This is a genomic window from Anabaena sp. UHCC 0399 (assembly GCF_034931465.1).
GTDB classification, from domain to species: domain Bacteria; phylum Cyanobacteriota; class Cyanobacteriia; order Cyanobacteriales; family Nostocaceae; genus Trichormus; species Trichormus minutissimus.
Window position 1 is genome coordinate 26,742 of the sequence record NZ_JAYGGZ010000005.1, and the last position, 16,245, is coordinate 42,986.

At 42.0% G+C, this 16,245-nt stretch carries 14 protein-coding genes; 8 read left to right on the forward strand and 6 right to left on the reverse strand.

The genetic code is table 11. The annotated features are described in order from the left end of the window. Window positions 1-126: 126 nt before the first annotated feature. The gene (mscL, locus tag VB693_RS03955) at window positions 127-558 is read left to right on the forward strand and encodes a large conductance mechanosensitive channel protein MscL (RefSeq protein WP_323265144.1); all 432 of its coding nucleotides are present in this window, start codon (window positions 127-129) and stop codon (window positions 556-558) included. 8 nt (window positions 559-566) lie between these two features. Here mscL and VB693_RS03960 read toward each other — a convergent pair whose 3' ends face one another. Further along, a complete protein-coding gene (locus VB693_RS03960) occupies window positions 567-2,249 on the reverse strand; it encodes a DUF3352 domain-containing protein (protein ID WP_323265145.1) in 1,683 nt (560 codons plus the stop codon). 339 nt (window positions 2,250-2,588) lie between these two features. Between VB693_RS03960 and VB693_RS03965 the strand changes: the two genes are divergently transcribed. Next, window positions 2,589-5,183 (forward strand): M1 family metallopeptidase, encoded by a 2,595-nt coding sequence (locus tag VB693_RS03965; RefSeq protein WP_323265146.1) that lies wholly within the window; start codon window positions 2,589-2,591, stop codon window positions 5,181-5,183. A gap of 79 nt (window positions 5,184-5,262) precedes the next feature. Here VB693_RS03965 and VB693_RS03970 read toward each other — a convergent pair whose 3' ends face one another. Then, a complete protein-coding gene (locus tag VB693_RS03970; protein ID WP_323265147.1) occupies window positions 5,263-6,666 on the reverse strand; it encodes a glycosyltransferase family 2 protein in 1,404 nt (467 codons plus the stop codon). A gap of 861 nt (window positions 6,667-7,527) precedes the next feature. On the opposite strand from VB693_RS03970, the gene ebsA reads away from it, so the two are divergent. From ebsA to VB693_RS03995, 5 genes are all read left to right on the forward strand, one after another. After that, window positions 7,528-7,905 carry a type IV pilus biogenesis protein EbsA gene (ebsA, locus tag VB693_RS03975; protein WP_190701136.1) on the forward strand — a complete coding sequence of 126 codons (378 nt, stop codon included), beginning with the start codon at window positions 7,528-7,530 and terminating at the stop codon, window positions 7,903-7,905. Window positions 7,906-8,223: 318 nt separating this feature from the next. After that, the gene (locus VB693_RS03980; RefSeq protein ID WP_323265148.1) at window positions 8,224-9,312 is read left to right on the forward strand and encodes a phosphotransacetylase family protein; all 1,089 of its coding nucleotides are present in this window, start codon (window positions 8,224-8,226) and stop codon (window positions 9,310-9,312) included. A 271-nt stretch (window positions 9,313-9,583) separates the two neighbouring features. Next, window positions 9,584-10,087 carry a DNA recombination-mediator protein A gene (locus VB693_RS03985; protein WP_323265149.1) on the forward strand — a complete coding sequence of 168 codons (504 nt, stop codon included), beginning with the start codon at window positions 9,584-9,586 and terminating at the stop codon, window positions 10,085-10,087. Window positions 10,088-10,162: 75 nt separating this feature from the next. Beyond that, window positions 10,163-10,558 carry an MAPEG family protein gene (locus VB693_RS03990; RefSeq protein WP_190701143.1) on the forward strand — a complete coding sequence of 132 codons (396 nt, stop codon included), beginning with the start codon at window positions 10,163-10,165 and terminating at the stop codon, window positions 10,556-10,558. A 116-nt stretch (window positions 10,559-10,674) separates the two neighbouring features. After that, a complete protein-coding gene (locus tag VB693_RS03995; RefSeq protein ID WP_190701145.1) occupies window positions 10,675-11,166 on the forward strand; it encodes a YajQ family cyclic di-GMP-binding protein in 492 nt (163 codons plus the stop codon). Between the two features lie 390 nt (window positions 11,167-11,556). Here the strand turns inward: VB693_RS03995 and VB693_RS04000 are convergent, their stop codons facing one another. Continuing rightward, window positions 11,557-12,174, reverse strand: coding sequence for a PEP-CTERM sorting domain-containing protein (locus VB693_RS04000; RefSeq protein ID WP_323265150.1), 618 nt, complete (start codon window positions 12,172-12,174; stop codon window positions 11,557-11,559). A gap of 547 nt (window positions 12,175-12,721) precedes the next feature. Between VB693_RS04000 and VB693_RS04005 the strand changes: the two genes are divergently transcribed. Beyond that, the gene (locus tag VB693_RS04005) at window positions 12,722-14,038 is read left to right on the forward strand and encodes an alkaline phosphatase PhoX (RefSeq protein WP_323265151.1); all 1,317 of its coding nucleotides are present in this window, start codon (window positions 12,722-12,724) and stop codon (window positions 14,036-14,038) included. A gap of 93 nt (window positions 14,039-14,131) precedes the next feature. On the opposite strand, the gene VB693_RS04010 is transcribed toward VB693_RS04005, so the two are convergent. The 3 genes from VB693_RS04010 to VB693_RS04020 all read right to left on the reverse strand — a co-directional run bounded on the left by VB693_RS04010 (window position 14,132) and on the right by VB693_RS04020 (window position 16,168). After that, the gene (locus VB693_RS04010) at window positions 14,132-14,716 is read right to left on the reverse strand and encodes a Uma2 family endonuclease (RefSeq protein ID WP_323265152.1); all 585 of its coding nucleotides are present in this window, start codon (window positions 14,714-14,716) and stop codon (window positions 14,132-14,134) included. Window positions 14,717-14,793: 77 nt separating this feature from the next. Further along, on the reverse strand, window positions 14,794-15,375 hold the full coding sequence (locus VB693_RS04015) for a Uma2 family endonuclease (RefSeq protein WP_323265153.1): 582 nt from the start codon (window positions 15,373-15,375) through the stop codon (window positions 14,794-14,796). A 61-nt stretch (window positions 15,376-15,436) separates the two neighbouring features. Beyond that, window positions 15,437-16,168: an HAD family hydrolase gene (locus VB693_RS04020; protein WP_323265154.1), complete on the reverse strand. Its 732-nt coding sequence runs from the start codon at window positions 16,166-16,168 to the stop codon at window positions 15,437-15,439. Window positions 16,169-16,245: the final 77 nt, after the last annotated feature.

Here is a 16,245-nt window from a genome sequence, read left to right on the forward strand (position 1 = left end):
TGAGGTTTTGTAGTCAGGACTGTATCAAACTGCTAAAATTTCCGTACTTAGCAAAACTTATATTTATTCAGATCAAAAATATCAAAGAATATTAAAAATAATTTATTTTTTTTTGGGATTTTAGGGATGACAAGATTTAGAAGAAAAACAAGCGGTTTTATCAAAGATTTTCAAGAATTTGCGCTCAAAGGCAACGTTATTGATTTAGCGATCGCTGTAATTATTGGTGGTGCATTTGGTAAAATTATCACTTCCTTTGTTGAAGATTTAGTGATGCCACTCATTAACCCTTTGATTGCTTTGAGTGGCAAAGATTGGAGAACTATTACCATTGGTTCAGGAATTAAGATCGGTCAGTTCTTGGGTTCTGTTGTTGACTTTCTGGTGATTGCTTTCATTTTATTTTTAGCAATTCGATCTCTACAGAGATTCAAAAGGCAAGAAGCAGTGGAGAATGAACCCCCACTACCAGATCCTCAACTTGTAGCCCAAGAAAAACTGACTGATGCTTTGGATAAACTAACCCAAACTTTAGAATCTCGGAATCCTCAGATTTAACACATAACTTACTTGGCTGTACTAGGTTTGAGAGCTAACAACATCTCTACTTGACTGGTAGATTTATCGGGACTAGTGGCGGTGACACCCAAGCCGCGAATAGAACTCAGAATGGCATTAGCTTCTGGGGGTATGGGTTGTTGAGATTGGGCAGCAAAACGATTGACTATGGTCATGGTTTTGTCCATATCTAGATAGAAGTAACCGCCATTGGGTTTTTGTAAAGAACTAGTAATCGCTTTAAAACTCTCGCTGTTGTCCAGAGTTTGATTTTTGTTATTTGTCAGTGCTTCCGCAACAGGGCCACCCACAGCTAAAAATACCGTGTTTTGATCTAACCAACCGTGGGCAAATAAAGCACCTTGTTGGGGGACTTGCCATTCTGTAATGTCTTTACCGCCAACGTTTCTAGTGGCGACATTAATAGTTTGAGTTTTGGCGAGGTTATCCAGTTTCGTGAGAGTGGCTTGTGCAGTTTGGCGATCGCTTGTATTAAATACCATCGCACCACCAAAACCTACTCTTGCTAATATACCTTGGTTGGATGGAATCGTACCAAAGGCAAATTCTCCATCCATCCAGCCAAAAATGTCCTTATCTAGGTCGAAATTGGCTGTTTTTAGCTGTGAGCGTGCTTGTTCTAAGGCTTGCTTAAATTCTGGGTACTCGTTAGATTGTTCGACGATGGTTTTCCAACTCTGACTAATACCTTGTCCGCTAACCAAAGCAAAGGTATCACTGGGGAATTGCCCTACTATCTTGGCGGGGGAATTTTGATATTGAAACTTGTTAAGTTGTGGATCTAAATTAGCGATCGCTTTTAATCTTACCCCCGCATCATCCACACCAACGGCAGCCACCATTGATTTAACTTGTTGCAACTGTTTTAATGTTTGCGGGGTTAATGTCGTAGTTTGGGGATTAGCAGCCACAATTTGTTGAATCATGCCCGCATAATCTGGAATATAAATTTGCGCCAAAGAATTTTTTACATCTACACCTTTGGCTAGAACAGCACTTGCACCGTCTTTAGTCGCAAAGGAAGGTTGACCTTTAAAGGTGTCAATGGCTTTTTCCACCACTGGTTTTTCTGGAGAAAATACCAGATAGCTATTATTTAAAACAGCACTATATGTTGCGTTGCTATTGCCTTCACTAGTAGTTTGTGTAATTTTTTCACCTTTATAGTCTGATTCTGTACTTTTGACTCCCTTTTGTCCTTTTAATTTGTTGGCAAAATTTAAAGCCCCAAGTTTATCCTTGATACCCACGACCATTAACATTTGCGGTTCTTGCCGTAACTGAGTGGCTGGGGGTTGATTTGATTGGTTCGATTTAGGAGCATTTGGCGGTAATACAGCCACCATTAACCCACCCACCCAAGGCTGAATATCTTTTTCATAAGAAATACTATTGTCACTCAATACATCTTTGTTAAAGTCTTCTAAACCCTTGGTGACTAACTTTTGAGCTTCGGGAGTGCCGAATTGCTGCAACTTCGCCCAAGCTTGGGGGTCTGTAGTAATATAGGTAGCCATTAATGCCGATGAAGGCACGAGTTTAGCACTGCTTAAAGCCCCTGTACTATCCCCACCCGGCCCCCGCAAATACATAAAGGCGGCGACGCTACCAACCACTACAACGGCTGCACCCACCACAGGAATTAAAAATCTTGATTTAGTTTCAGGCATTGTTGTTGTCCTCTTTTCCTCAAATTGTTACTGAGGCTAGTAAAAACGTCATTAGAGAGTTTTCGGAATTATTCTATATATGTTAGTGATTTTGCGGTGTGTGCTAGTAAAAATAGGCAATTTACGCACGATCAGTAGGTAATCCCTCAAAAAATACTTCAAATGCAGAAAGTGTGAATCCGCAAATAGCCTATTGTAAATCACAAAAAATAGCTTGGTGAAAAATGACGAGCTATCCTAATCTATATGAATACTTGAGAGTATTTGTACTGGGATTAGGTGATAGGTGACAGGTGACAGGGGACAGGGAAGAAAATTTAACTAAGGTGATTTACATATATGCCACACTCTTATTCTTTTGATACCGAAAATAATGGATACAAATCTTTTGAATTGCCAGGAGCTAGACCACACTATAACCCAGACCGCCCTGGACAGGTAGAACATATTTTTCTCGATTTGAATTTGGATATACCTAACCAAAGTTACCAAGGTAGTTGTAGCATTCGTTTATTACCCATCCGTAATGGTATAGAGCGTTTGACTTTGGATGCGGTGAACTTGCAAATCCAATCTGTCAAAGTGGATGAGGGAGAGCAAACGTTTGACTATGACGGCGAACAGCTAACTATTGAGTTGTCAGAACCAACCCAAGTTGGCAAAAAATTATTAATTGCGATCGCCTATTCTGTAGAAAAGCCCCAACGCGGTATCTACTTTATCCACCCAGACACCCACTACCCCAAAAAGCCCCTACAAGTCTGGACGCAGGGAGAAGATGAAGACTCCCGCTTTTGGTTTCCCTGTTTCGACTACCCCGGACAACTGTCCACCTCGGAAATTCGTGTCCGTGTACCTAAATCATTAGTGGCAATTTCTAACGGGGAATTAATTAACACCACAGAAGATGGTGAAGATAAAACTTACCATTGGTTACAGCGACAAGTTCATCCCACTTACTTGATGACTTTAGCCGTGGGTGACTTTGCTGAAATTCAAGATGAATGGCAAGGTAAACCAGTCACCTACTACGTAGAAAAGGGACGCAAGGAAGATGCTCACCGCAGCATGGGCAAAACTCCCCGGATGATCGAATTTTTGAGCCAAAAGTATGGTTATGCCTACGCTTTCCCGAAATATGCCCAAGTTTGTGTGAGTGACTTTATCTTTGGGGGGATGGAAAATACTTCTACTACCCTGTTAACAGACCGTTGTCTACTGGATGAACGAGCTGCTTTAGATAATCGCAACACCGAAAGTCTGGTAGTTCACGAACTAGCACACCAATGGTTTGGGGATTTACTGGTTATTAAACATTGGTCTCATGCTTGGATTAAGGAAGGAATGGCTTGCTATTCGGAGGTCATGTGGACAGAACACGAATACAGCCAAGAAGAAGCAGCATACTATCGCTTATCAGAAGCGCGTAGTTATTTGAGTGAAGATAGCGGTCGCTACCGGAGGCCGATAGTAACTCACGTTTACCGGGAAGCGATCGAACTTTACGATCGCCACACCTACGAAAAGGGGTCTTGTGTTTATCACATGATCCGCGCTGAGTTAGGCGACGAATTATTTTGGCAGGCAATACAAACCTTTGTCCAGGATCATGCCCACCAAACTGTTGAAACTGTAGACTTGCTGCGAGCGATTGAAAAAGCCACGGGACGCAATCTAGCTTTTCTCTTTGATCAATATGTTTATCGTGGCGGTCATCCTGATTTTAAAGTCGCTTACGCTTGGGATGGAGAAGCTAAGTTAGCCAAATTGACTGTGACTCAAACCCAAGTACCAGCAGATAAAAACAATAGTAAAGAATTATTTGACCTGAAAATCCCTGTTGGTTTTGGCTATACCCAAGAGGAATCTACACAAGTCCAAACTGTGACGGTGCGAGTCAATCAACGGGAGCAAAGTTTTTACTTCCCACTGGCAGCCAAACCAGATTTTATCAGCTTTGATGTGGGGAATCATTTCCTTAAAACTGTGTCTTTGGAATATCCTATACCAGAGTTAAAAGCCCAGTTAACATCTGACCCTGACCCAATTTCACGGATTCATGCGGCGACAGCTTTAGCGAAAAAAGGTGGATTAGAAGCGACTAAAGCCCTCGGTGCAGCCTTGAAAGATGAACCGTTTTGGGGTGTGCGGGTGGAAGTCGCCAAACAGTTAGCAGAAATTAAATTAGACCAAGCCTTTGATTATTTAGTTACGGGTTTAGAAGACAAAAGTTCTTACGTGCGCCGAGCTGTGTTAGAAGCTTTAGCGCAGATTAAAACCCGTGCTAGTTACAAAGTTGTTAAAGAAGTCGTGAAAAATGGCGACAAGAGCTACTACGTAGAAGCCACCGCTTGCCGAACTTTGGGATCTATAGCAGCCGTCAATTTAGAAGACAAACCCAAAGAAGAAAAGGTAATTAAGCTATTGCAATCTGTTCTAGAAGAAAGAGCCGGTTGGAATGAAGTTGTCCGCAGTGGCGCAGTTGGTGGTTTAGCTGAACTCAAAACTTCCGAAGCCGCCCTAGATTTGCTGCTAGATTATACCAAAATTGGTGTAGCACAACCCTTGCGGTTAGCAGCAATTCGTGCTTTAGGTAAAATTTCTGTTGGTCAAAGTCCAGTCAATTTAGAACGACTGATCGGGAAATTAGCTGAACTTGCCAAAGAAACCTTCTTTTTAACCCAAATGGCAGTCGTAGCCTCCTTGGGACAAATGGAAACACCCAAAGCCATAGGAGTTTTGCGATCGCTTGCTGAACAAACACCAGATGGCCGTGTACGTCGCTATGCTGAGGAAGAAATGACCAAAGTGCAGAAAAATATTGGCACAGAAACAGCGTTGCGGAAATTGCGTGAGGAATTCGACCAACTCAAACAACAAAACCAAGAATTAAAAAGCCGTTTGGAAAATTTGGAGGCGAAATCCCAAAACTGAGTGCTATTAAATCCCAAAACTGAGTGCTATTAGAGTAGGCCGTACAGAGTGCTGAGGACTCAGCACTCTTGATACAGAATTAATGGCTACTACCCGTATGCACCGTTTTCACCCATTTCAAACGCTTTGGTCTAACCGACATCCGCGCTGTGGTACTGCTAATTACTACTAGCCAGTGCAACATATATAAAGTGCCGCGCACTGTTTGGAGTAGCAATACAAAAGGTGTGTAAACGGTGAATTTTTGCTCTTGGCGTATCCGCTTCAAGCCAGCATACATACCTACAACTGACATTGTGACCGACAAGCCAGTAACTGGGCCTAAAATTGGTAGGCGATGACGAGCAACTGACATGAATAAATCAGGGATGGCTGCCGTTGGCAAGATATACATGGTGAACATGAACATGAGTAAATCCCATGTTTTGCGTGTACCCATGCGATTTTTGAGGATTAAATCCCAATAATCTAAAAAACGCTGATAGCCGCCCTCTGCCCAACGGTTGCGCTGATGCCAAAGTGCGATCGCATTTGTCACGCCTTCTTCCTGCACGGCTGGGTAGAATACACACTCAATATCCCAGCTATCTAAATGCAGGCGCAAAGTCATATCCAAGTCATCGGTGATGGTTTCTTCATTCCACCCGCCAAAACTTTCTAAGGCTGCACGACGCACGAATTGCCCATTACCTCGCAGTTCACCAATTCCACCGACGGCACGCTGCTGCTGAAACCAGGTATCTAGAGCCATTTCTGCCATTTGTCCCTTCGTCCAAAAATTTTCTTTGGCGTTGGCTATGGCTTTTCGCACTTGCACCGCCCCCACCTTTTCGCGTTGGAACAAAGGTACTACTTGAATTAATAAATCTGATGCAACTTCAGCATCTGCATCAAAAACAGCAATAAGTTCGCCTTTTGTCAAGGGCAAAACTTGATTTAAAGCCCCCGATTTACCGCCAACTGCTTGGGCAGAACGCCTGAGTATTTTTAGGTTATTGTACTCCTCGGCTAATTCCGCTAACACATGGGGTGTTTTATCGGTGCTGTGATCGTCAATTATCCAAACTTCGTATTGCCCGTTGGGGTATTCCAGATTACAAAGATTTTTGACTAATTTACCAATTACAGCCTCCTCATTTTTCGCAGCTACCAATATAGAAATGAAGGGTAATTCACCCTGTATTTCTTTTTGGTAACGGCGGGGTTTGGCAAACACTATGACCAAAGCATGAATACCAACAATGGTAGTCAACCCTAAGACAAAGATAGAACCCCAGGAAGCTAAATGTAAGGCGATCGTACTGCTCCAGACTATGGTTAAAACTAGAGCTGCTTTACCTCTACGCCCTTGAAACCGGGATGGTAAAGACAAATCCCGCGTTTCTACCACTGACTCCTCCGTTTCTGATAGGTCAGACAACAGGGAGTTGAGTGGATCAAGTTCTTTGTAGGAATCGTTATCGGGCCAGGAATTCGCTGGCATAAGTTACTTGATTCAAAAACCAGTATTTGTCTACACCTGAAAAGAAGCTGGGAATCAGGTAACGCTAAACTGTCTAAGCAAACTTTGTCTATTTCTAGCCATTACATAGAGAGAAAAGTATAAAATAATACTAATAACTCAAAACACAATAGACTTGTTCCGCAATCGGAACTTTGACTAGGGGTAAGTCAGAGCAAAGTAGCAGCAGCTTATTGTTGGCAGAAATTGCAATAAACGCATTTACTCCCTGACGGCAGCAATTTGCAGTATTATTGCGCCCAGCTTCCCTAAAAGCTAATGCAGCCTTATTGTAACTGACATTTTAATATTTCTTAGCAGTAACTTTTGTGTCCACTATTATTTTCTCAGCACTACAGTAGTTTCAAGGATCAAGAAGTAGGGAAGATAGCTTGAGCTAAGAAGCAGGGGAGCAGGGGAGAAGTCCCGCCGCCTTCCCCCTACCTCTGGCAATGACTCAGCACGCGACTCAACGCCCTATTACCGCTAACAGCACTCAAAAACTAACTGTGTACAACACAAGTTTTTTGGGAATACTGCATTGAGAACCAACTATATTCCTAGTACAGCTTGGCGTAAATAGCGCAAAGTTTAGCCACTGCGTTGCCGGGGTTCACCCGGTTGTAGCAAGTGGCGTGGCGGTGTCGGTTTCCGTCCCGCCAAACTTTGTAAGAGAAACCAACTATTCAAAATCAACAAAACACTTACGCTGTATTCATTTTGAACTTTGCGGAAAGTAGGCGGTGTCAGTTTCCGTCACGCCCAACTTTCCCAGACAAATTTTGAATTTTGAATTCCGCCTTGCGGTACTAGTTGTCAACTAATGTTGAGGAAGATTCAACAATGTCTATTGAGCAACTCCAGCCTGTTAATGCCCAACAAGCAAACGTTTATTTACCTTATGTTCAAGGTACAGCGAAGCGTAATTTCTTACCCTACGCTATCGGTCTATATCAAAAAGGCAATTTAGAAGGACATCGTAAAATAGAAGCTGGTGAAAATGTTCCCTTTGTCGCCTCTTGGAATGTGGCGACCCTACCTTCTGATTTAACCCGTTGCCGAATGCAATTTGATGGCAATGCTGAGTTCAGTTATGAAATAATGATGGCTAGTTTTGAATTTATTAGTTTTTTAATTGAACTTATGGAAAACTATAAACGCTATAAAGTAACTGATTTCTCACAATCTTTCTACCGTAAACTACTACGTGTTGATGAATAATTTAGTCGATTAAAGCTTGAGGGTTGTCAGGGTAAGTTATAATTAAAATATCCTGACAACCTTGTTTTTGTTAGTTAAAATGGAGTAAATTCAGACTATCTAATTCAGCGTTAATTTAAAATTACATCTTAATAAATAATAAAAATATACTAGCCTAGTAGTAAGAATATATAACTATAAAAGCAAGAAAATTAACTTGCAGAAGGAATTTTTAGGAAAATTATATTTTGCGATCGCTAAGATGATTCCGCCAGAACCAATTAAAATTAATAAACACCTGGCTGGGTTTTACTTCCTTTTGAAATTAGGAGTGCATGTGTGCCAAAATCTGCTAAATATTTGCTGATTGGCTCAACCGAAACTTACAGTGGTAAGTCGGCAACAGTCCTGGGTTTGTCTCATCAGTTACAGCAAAAAGGATTGGATATTGCTTATGGTAAGCCCCTAGGCAATTGTTTGAGTACCTCTGATGCCACTGTAGTTGACGAAGATGTCCAGTTTATTACTCTTAGTCTCAACCTATCGGCAAACCGCATTGTGCCGACAATGCTGGCTTTGAATGAAGCCAGTGTGCAAAGACGCTTAAATGGTGAAGACACAACCGATTATCGTCAGTCTTTGGTAGAGCAGTATTTACAAATTCCTAGAGGGGATTTAGTGCTGCTTGAAGGCCCCGGTGATTTGGCGGAAGGCTGTCTGTTTGATTTATCTTTGCTACAGGTGGCTGAGGTGTTAAATGCTAGTGTCATGCTAGTAACTCGCTACAACTCACTACTTTCTATAGAGTCGATATTATCTGCCAAGCAGCGTGTAGGCGATCGCTTGATCGGAGTTGTCATCAACGACATTCCACCAGCGCAGCTAGAGACAGTCAATCATGTGATGCGCCCATTTTTAGAACAGCAGGGCATTCCTGTGATGGCGATGCTACCCAAAAACGATTTACTCCGCAGTGTGAGCGTAGGTGAATTAGTCAAACAGCTCAACGCCGAAGTTCTCTGTCGCAGCGATCGCTTAGATTTAATGGTGGAAAGTCTCGCGATTGGTGCAATGAACGTGAATGCGGCTGTCAAATATTTCCGCAAGCGGCGGAATATGGCAGTAGTGACAGGAGGCGATCGCGTAGAAATTCAACAAGCCGCGTTGGAAACTTCTACCCAATGTCTCATCCTCACCGGACAGCTACCACCACCGCAGTTTATTCTCAGTCGTGCTGAAGAGTTAGAAATACCGATTTTGTCAGTTGACTTAGATACCCTCACCACTGTAGAAATTGTTGACCGCACTTTCGGTCAAGTCCGCGTTCACGAACCAATTAAGGTTCACTGCATCCGCCAATTGATGTCTGAGCATTTTGACATTAATCGTCTGTTATCTAAGTTAGGTTTAACGCCTGCAACAGTCTGATTTGAGTGCTGAGTAGTGAGTGCTGAGTGCTGAGTGGGGAGTGCTGAGTGGGGAGTGCTGAGTGCTGAATTGTGTTAGCAGTAGCACGGCGTTGAGCCAGGTGCTGAGTGGGTATTAGTTCTTTGTCCCCCGTGTCCCCCTTGTCTCCACTCCCCACCCCCTAATTGCTAGATAAATTAAGAAAACTTAGTAGTATGTAACTCAAGTTCGCTTCGGACTTACACGCTGTTTGGTAGAATAACGGGGTTGTTTAATCTGATTACCTCCGTCTTTGAGCCAATCAACAGACCTTATTAACCTCGATACGTTGGCGCAAGAACTGGCGACAATCCAGCAAACAGGTTCTAAACGAATCGCCTTGTTGGGGTCGCGTCATGTGCCAATTACGCATCAAAATCTGATTGAAATGATGACTTATGCCTTAGTTTTATCAGGCAATCGAGTCCTCACATCCGGTGCTACGGGTACAAATTCAGCTGCTATTAAGGGAGCAATGCGGGCTGATCCGAACTTGCTGACGGTAATTTTGCCTCAAAGCTTAGAACGCCAGCCCCATGAATCTCGCCAGCAACTAGAGCAGGTTATGCACTTAGTAGAAAATCCTAGTAATGATAACTTGTCTCTGGCTGAAGCTAGTTACATCTGTAACAAAGAGATTGTCTCCCGTTGTCAGCAGCTGATCTGCTTTGCATTTCATGACAGTCGCACTCTGCTACAAACTTGTGGAGATGCTGAAGAACAAAGAAAGGTGGTGACACTTTTCTACTTTGATTAGTCAGCAGTCAACAGTCCACAGTCGAACCCATAACTGACTATGAACTATAGACTAATGACTATGGAGTAGAGACAGATGATTATTTTTTTGTATGCGATCGCCGCAGCTGCGGTGTTAATTTACCTGCCATTTTTAGTTGTAGGGTATGCCCGTATGCGCGTTGGGTATGATCGTTCTGCCCCTCGCGCTATGTTTGATAAATTGCCAGCCTATGCACAAAGAGCTACTTGGGCGCACCAGAACTCATTTGAAACGTTCATGGTGTTTGTTGCGGCGGCACTAATGGCTTATGTAACTGGTGTGAATTCTTCTATAGCAGCATGGGCTGCGATCGCCTTTGTTGTGGCTCGTCTGCTATTCTCGATATTTTATATATTGAATATACCGCTATTGCGATCGCTCATGTTTGGCATTGGCTCTCTTAGCTGCGCTACTCTTATTGTTCTGAGTATCATGCAAGCTAAGGGTTAATTGGGGGATTGGGCAGAAAAAGTCAAAAGTCAAACAATTATTTCTTGTCTCCTCTGCTTCCTCTGCTCCCCATTTTCCCTAGTCCAAAATCCAACATTTCAAGTCCAACATTTCTTATGGCTTCTACTTATTCCTTTGACATTGTGAGTGAATTTGATCGGCAAGAATTGGTGAATGCTGTTGATCAAGTCATCCGAGACCTCAAAAGTCGTTATGACCTCAAGGATACCCAAACTACTGTTGAGTTGGGTGAAGAAAAAATTACTATCGGCACAGATAGCGAGTTTACCCTAGATTCTGTTCACAATATTTTGCGTGAAAAGGCTGCCAAGCGAAATCTTTCCCAAAAAATCTTTGATTTTGGCAAAGTAGACTCCGCAAGTGGTAATCGCGTCCGTCAAGAAATCACCCTCAGAAAAGGCATCAACCAGGATATTGCCAAGCAAATATCCAAATTGATTCGTGACGAATTCAAAAAAGTCCAAGCGTCAATTCAAGGTGATGCTGTGCGAGTTTCTGCCAAAGCTAAAGACGATTTGCAAGCCGTCATGCAACGCTTAAAGCAAGAAGACTATCCTGTAGCTTTGCAATTCACTAATTATCGTTGACATACTCACCGACATTCTATGTCGGTGATTCTTGACAGTTCACAGTAACCCTCTACCGAAATAGTCTTACAGTCACTCCCTGCCCGTTTAAGGTCGTGGTGATGCCCCATCCCCACCCTTCTCTGCGTTCCCTGCGGGACGCTGCGCCAACGGGTTCGCTACTTCGACGGGACGGAGACCGACACCGCCGAGTAGATTCACCATTTCTATATTTTTGGATGCGTTTTCATCTATTTCTTGCTCAGTACCGCAATTTAAACAAAGTATTGAGCGAACAGAGAGGTCAATTTTTCCCCAACGAAAGCCACAACATCAAAATACGTAAAGCCTGCAAAAGCAGGCTTTATTAAAGTTCTAATCAGACTAGCTGCGACTTTTCAAGTTTACTGTCTAGTTAGATGCTGTTTTTTTCTTTAAGAATCCGCCCAAAGAACCCACTACTAACAAACCTAAAATCGCACCAGGTTCAGGAACTGAGGTTGCTGTCAACTGACCACCATTATCCAATCTACAGTTAGGAAATGTACTGCACACTTCTGGGGATAGGTCATCTTTCAAGAAAATCCTAGCTGTCGGTAGTCCTTCGGCTGGATTGAGATAAGTATAGAAATCTAAACCTGCAACTGCGGTGTTAAAGTCAATTCCCAAATCAAAGCCGTTAGCTGCGTCATAATTGCCAGTTTGCAGAACAGTTTTTGTAACTGTATCAAAGTTGAAATTGAAAGTAGTATCAGCAGGATTAGGAAAACTGTACTTGAATGATTGCAACAAATTTCCGTCGGGGTTGAAGAAGGAAATAGCAAATCTACTCAGTTGATCTCTAGTGACAATAGTTCCCTCGAAAATATCGTCATAGCTGAAATTTCCTGTTGCTGTATAACCTTGATCTCCTTGCCAATCAATCTCAAAAGTAGCTGCATTGGCACTGGAAACGTTAATTAAAGTAGCCATTGAGGTGACTGCAACAACTGCGACTTTAGCTGTGATTTGGTTACAAATGCTTTTCATTTTCTTGATAGTAGTAGTAAATTCTGATGTTGTTTCAATTACCAACTTTTTTTGTCAAAATTAACAAAAAACGCTGATATTTCTGCAAAAGGTGAACTGAAAAAAGCGGATTAATATACCTAACTAGACACTTGAAACCTAGCAAAATCCATAAATAATAGACTCTGCTCATAATAACCAGATGCTTTTTTACCTGGGAATATGTGATAACAATTGTTCTTGTTGGGAATACTTAATCCCTAAAACACCTTTGCGGAAATTCTACCATTAGATTCAATCTACTCACATTATTTATATTTAATTTTTCCAAAAAACACAAAAAGTTCCTAATAAATTCAAAGAATATTTTATCGTTATTTAATTTTTCCTTTACCTCTTTTTAACCATTTTTTGTTTCATGATTAACACATAATTTGCTCAGACGATCAATATTTTTTTAATGCCTAATTTTCTACTTATAACCCGTTAATTAAATCAATCATTACCTAATCTTAACCAACATCAATTAATTTTTAACTGGCATTTTCATGTAACCAAAAATATCTTTATGAATTTATCAAGACGCAAATTCTTTACATTAGCTGGTGCAAGTGCTGCCGGAACTCTAGCTATATCACCCTTGGAAGGTCTGCTTGCTAGAGCAGCTTTAGGTCAAACAACACCTACAACTACAGGATATGGGCCACTTTTAGCAGACCCCAATGGCTTGTTAGAGCTACCAGCCGGATTTCAGTACCGCATTATATCTCGTACAGGCGATCTCATGGCTGACGGTAATCCAGTACCTGGCGCTCATGATGGTATGGCAGCCTTCCCAGGACCCAGAAATACAACAATATTGGTTTGTAACCACGAATTGAGCAACACTTCTGGTACACAAGTAAGAGTGCCAAACCGCTATGATCCTGTCAGCAGAGGTGGTACTACCAACTTAGTTGTGGGTCCTAATCGTCAGTTAATCAAGCAGTTCGCCACTCTCGGTGGAACAATTCGTAACTGTGCAGGTGGTCCAACACCTTGGGGTTCATGGATTACTTGTGAAGAGAATGTCAGCGTACCTGGTAGCTCTGATGGCTCTACACAGTTCCACGGTTACAACTTTGAGGTTCCTGCCAGTGCTACTGGTCCTGTAGACCCAGTACCCTTAATTGCTATGGGACGGTTTAATCATGAAGCTATAGCTGTAGACCCTGCAACTGGTATCGTTTATCAAACAGAAGATAGTGGAAGTAGCCTATTTTACCGCTTTATTCCCAACGTACCTGGCAAGTTAGCAGAGGGTGGTAAGCTCGAAGCTCTAGTCATCAAAGGTAGACCTCAAAGCATCACTAATAATAGAGGTGCAAATAGCGGACTTTACCCAATAGGACAAAAATTTGCTGTAGAGTGGGTAGAAATTCCTGACCCTAATCCAGCTACAGATAATGTTCGAGTACAAGGTTTTACTTTGGGTGCAGCTCAGTTTTCTCGTGGAGAAGGCATCTGGTATGGTAACGGTGAATTGTACTTCTGTTGTACCAACGGTGGTGCAAACAGTGGTGGTCAAGTCTGGCGCTATAATCCTAGAACTGAGATGATTGATCTGTTTGTAGAGTCTCCATCTAGAGATGTTCTGGATGCTCCTGACAATATATGTGTAGCACCTTTTGGCGACCTTATCCTCTGCGAAGACGGTGGTGGTGATCAGTATCTCAGAGGTGTAGATACCACAGGTGGACTCTATAATTTTGCACGTAATGCCTTAAATGGCAGCGAATTCTGTGGAGCTTGCTTCTCTCCCGATGGTAATACGATGTTTGTCAACGTTCAAAGTCCTGGTATTACCCTCGCAATTTGGGGTCCTTGGAATAGCAACAGAGGCTGATAGAAACTCCTAATATTCCAGTATCAAACCTCTTGTAACCCAAGCTGAGAAAAGCGATCGCCTTTTTGTTAGTGTGAGATCAGGCGATCGCTATTAATTCCCTATTACTGGTGGTAACATCTCTAAAACCAGAATTTCTACATCAGGAAATTTTAAGGGTGCGATCGCCCCATCTTCTGCCAAAATTAATTTACTTTGGTAGCCCTCTGGACTCGGTTTGCGGAAAACGTACAATTGACGGCTAACTACATCTAACACCCAATAATCTTGAATGCCTGCTTGCGAGTAAGCTTTGGCTTTAATTTCACAATCTAGCTGGCGACTGCTATCTGCTACCTCAATAATTAGATACACTTCAGAAGGTGTAGGATGGTGATCTGCGTAGTCCAGTGGGTCTACTTTCACAACAGCAATATCTGGTTCTGGTTCAGATCGTTCATTTAACTTGACAGGATCTTGAACACATATCAAAGCTAGGTTACTTAATCTATTTTGCAGCAATCTATCTGTTCTTCCCACTGCCGACCGATGGGCTGTTCCTTTAGCAATCATCCAAATAATCTTTCCTTCTAAAAGTTCTACTCTTTCCTCTACACCAAAAATCCCAGCCTCAGCCATCCGGTGGTATTCTTCCACTGTCCAGAGGCGAAGTTGTAACGTCGTTTCTGTGTTTTGCATGAGTTTTTGCCTACGGAGAAAATTTGATATTTGATTATCTTCGACTTGACACATAAACACTAATATGTTTCTTAAATTTAAGATTTTTCCCCTGCATTAAAGATTTGGGAAACTTGCAGATTTAGCTGACTAAATTGAGGAGAGACAACTAAATCATCACCAGAAAAGTTACCAAACTCTGTGTAAGTATTACCAGTTAATTCTAAAACTAAAACAGTCTGCGCCTCTGGGTCAACAATCCAATATTCAGGAATACCGCAATCTTGATACTGCATCCGCTTGGCGATGAAATCTCTATGTCTTTGTAATTCCCCTGGACTGACTACTTCTATTACTAGTAGAGGAGGTAGCATCGTCAGACGAATGGTATTACGCTGTGCTAACTGCTGAATATGTTCTTCTCGAATAATAGTTAAGTCAGGGTAACGGTTTCTGGGTTCGCCTCTGACTTCCAATTCCAAGCCATGCCCCCGTACCCTTTTGTAGCCTAACAGTGAGGCAAATTGAATTAATAGGAATGTAGCAATCTGAACGTTAATTCCTGATTCTGGAGGCATTTCGATTAATTCGCCATTAAATAGCTCATAGAGTTTATCTGTACCATCATCATAGGATAAGTATTCTTCAAAACTTTGAAATTGATGTTTAACTTGTAGCATCAGATTTTCTCCATGAGCAGACACTATTCACGAGATACCTACTTCCTATTATGGTTGTTAATTATTCGATAATTTGAATTTCATCAAGTCTGTTAATCACCACATCTGCACCTTTAACGTTATCTGGTTTACCAACCCAAGTAATCCCAATACAACCTGCGGCTTTAGCATTACGAGCCATTTGCATATCACCAACAGAGTCACCCACCATTAATGTCTTGTCTGGTTGTACTCCTAACACTTGGCAAGCTTGTATAAACAGTGCTGGATCTGGTTTACTCAGTCCATCATCTACACCTATTTGTGCTTGGATATAATCACTTAATTGATATCGTGCTACAAAGTCTCTGACTTCTGCTGTTGTGGCTGCGGAAAGGATACCAAGTTTGATTCCTGTTGTTGAGAGGGAGCGCAAAACCTCTAGAGTTCCTGGAAATATAGGTGCAGGAGTTTGATTAACATATTTTTCCGCTTCATCTAAGGATTGACGAGCTATTTGCAAAGATTCAAACCAACCTCTCCCAGTTTCCGCGATATAGGCGGCGGCGGCGATTTCTGTTTCTCGCCGACTGGCTACTGCGATTAAGCCAGCATGATCTAGGGTATTGCTGTTAATCCCAAAAGCCATTAACAATGGTTCGCCAATACCAGGGATTTGAGCATCTATTAACCGGGCTGCTTTTTGTCCGAGCGATCGCAAATAGATTTCTGAGTCTTCTAATGTACCATTTTTGTCAAAAAGAATGGCTTGAACATTGTCAAACTTGATTTTTTTACATTGAATAGTTAGCAAAATATTTCTCTACCCCAAAAATTGTTACTACACAGTTAACATCTCAACCCAACCTTGTATATTGAAAGAAGTAGTAT

Coding starts and splice junctions, on each gene's coding strand:
- ebsA (WP_190701136.1), top strand. CDS start 7,528: ATGTCTATTGAGCAACTCCAGCCTGTTAATGCCCAACAAGCAAACGTT.
- VB693_RS04010 (WP_323265152.1), bottom strand. CDS start 14,716: ATGCAAAACACAGAAACGACGTTACAACTTCGCCTCTGGACAGTGGAA.
- VB693_RS03960 (WP_323265145.1), bottom strand. CDS start 2,249: ATGCCTGAAACTAAATCAAGATTTTTAATTCCTGTGGTGGGTGCAGCC.
- VB693_RS04015 (WP_323265153.1), bottom strand. CDS start 15,375: ATGCTACAAGTTAAACATCAATTTCAAAGTTTTGAAGAATACTTATCC.
- VB693_RS04000 (WP_323265150.1), bottom strand. CDS start 12,174: ATGAAAAGCATTTGTAACCAAATCACAGCTAAAGTCGCAGTTGTTGCA.
- VB693_RS04005 (WP_323265151.1), top strand. CDS start 12,722: ATGAATTTATCAAGACGCAAATTCTTTACATTAGCTGGTGCAAGTGCT.
- VB693_RS03995 (WP_190701145.1), top strand. CDS start 10,675: ATGGCTTCTACTTATTCCTTTGACATTGTGAGTGAATTTGATCGGCAA.
- VB693_RS03990 (WP_190701143.1), top strand. CDS start 10,163: ATGATTATTTTTTTGTATGCGATCGCCGCAGCTGCGGTGTTAATTTAC.
- VB693_RS03970 (WP_323265147.1), bottom strand. CDS start 6,666: ATGCCAGCGAATTCCTGGCCCGATAACGATTCCTACAAAGAACTTGAT.
- VB693_RS03965 (WP_323265146.1), top strand. CDS start 2,589: ATGCCACACTCTTATTCTTTTGATACCGAAAATAATGGATACAAATCT.
- mscL (WP_323265144.1), top strand. CDS start 127: ATGACAAGATTTAGAAGAAAAACAAGCGGTTTTATCAAAGATTTTCAA.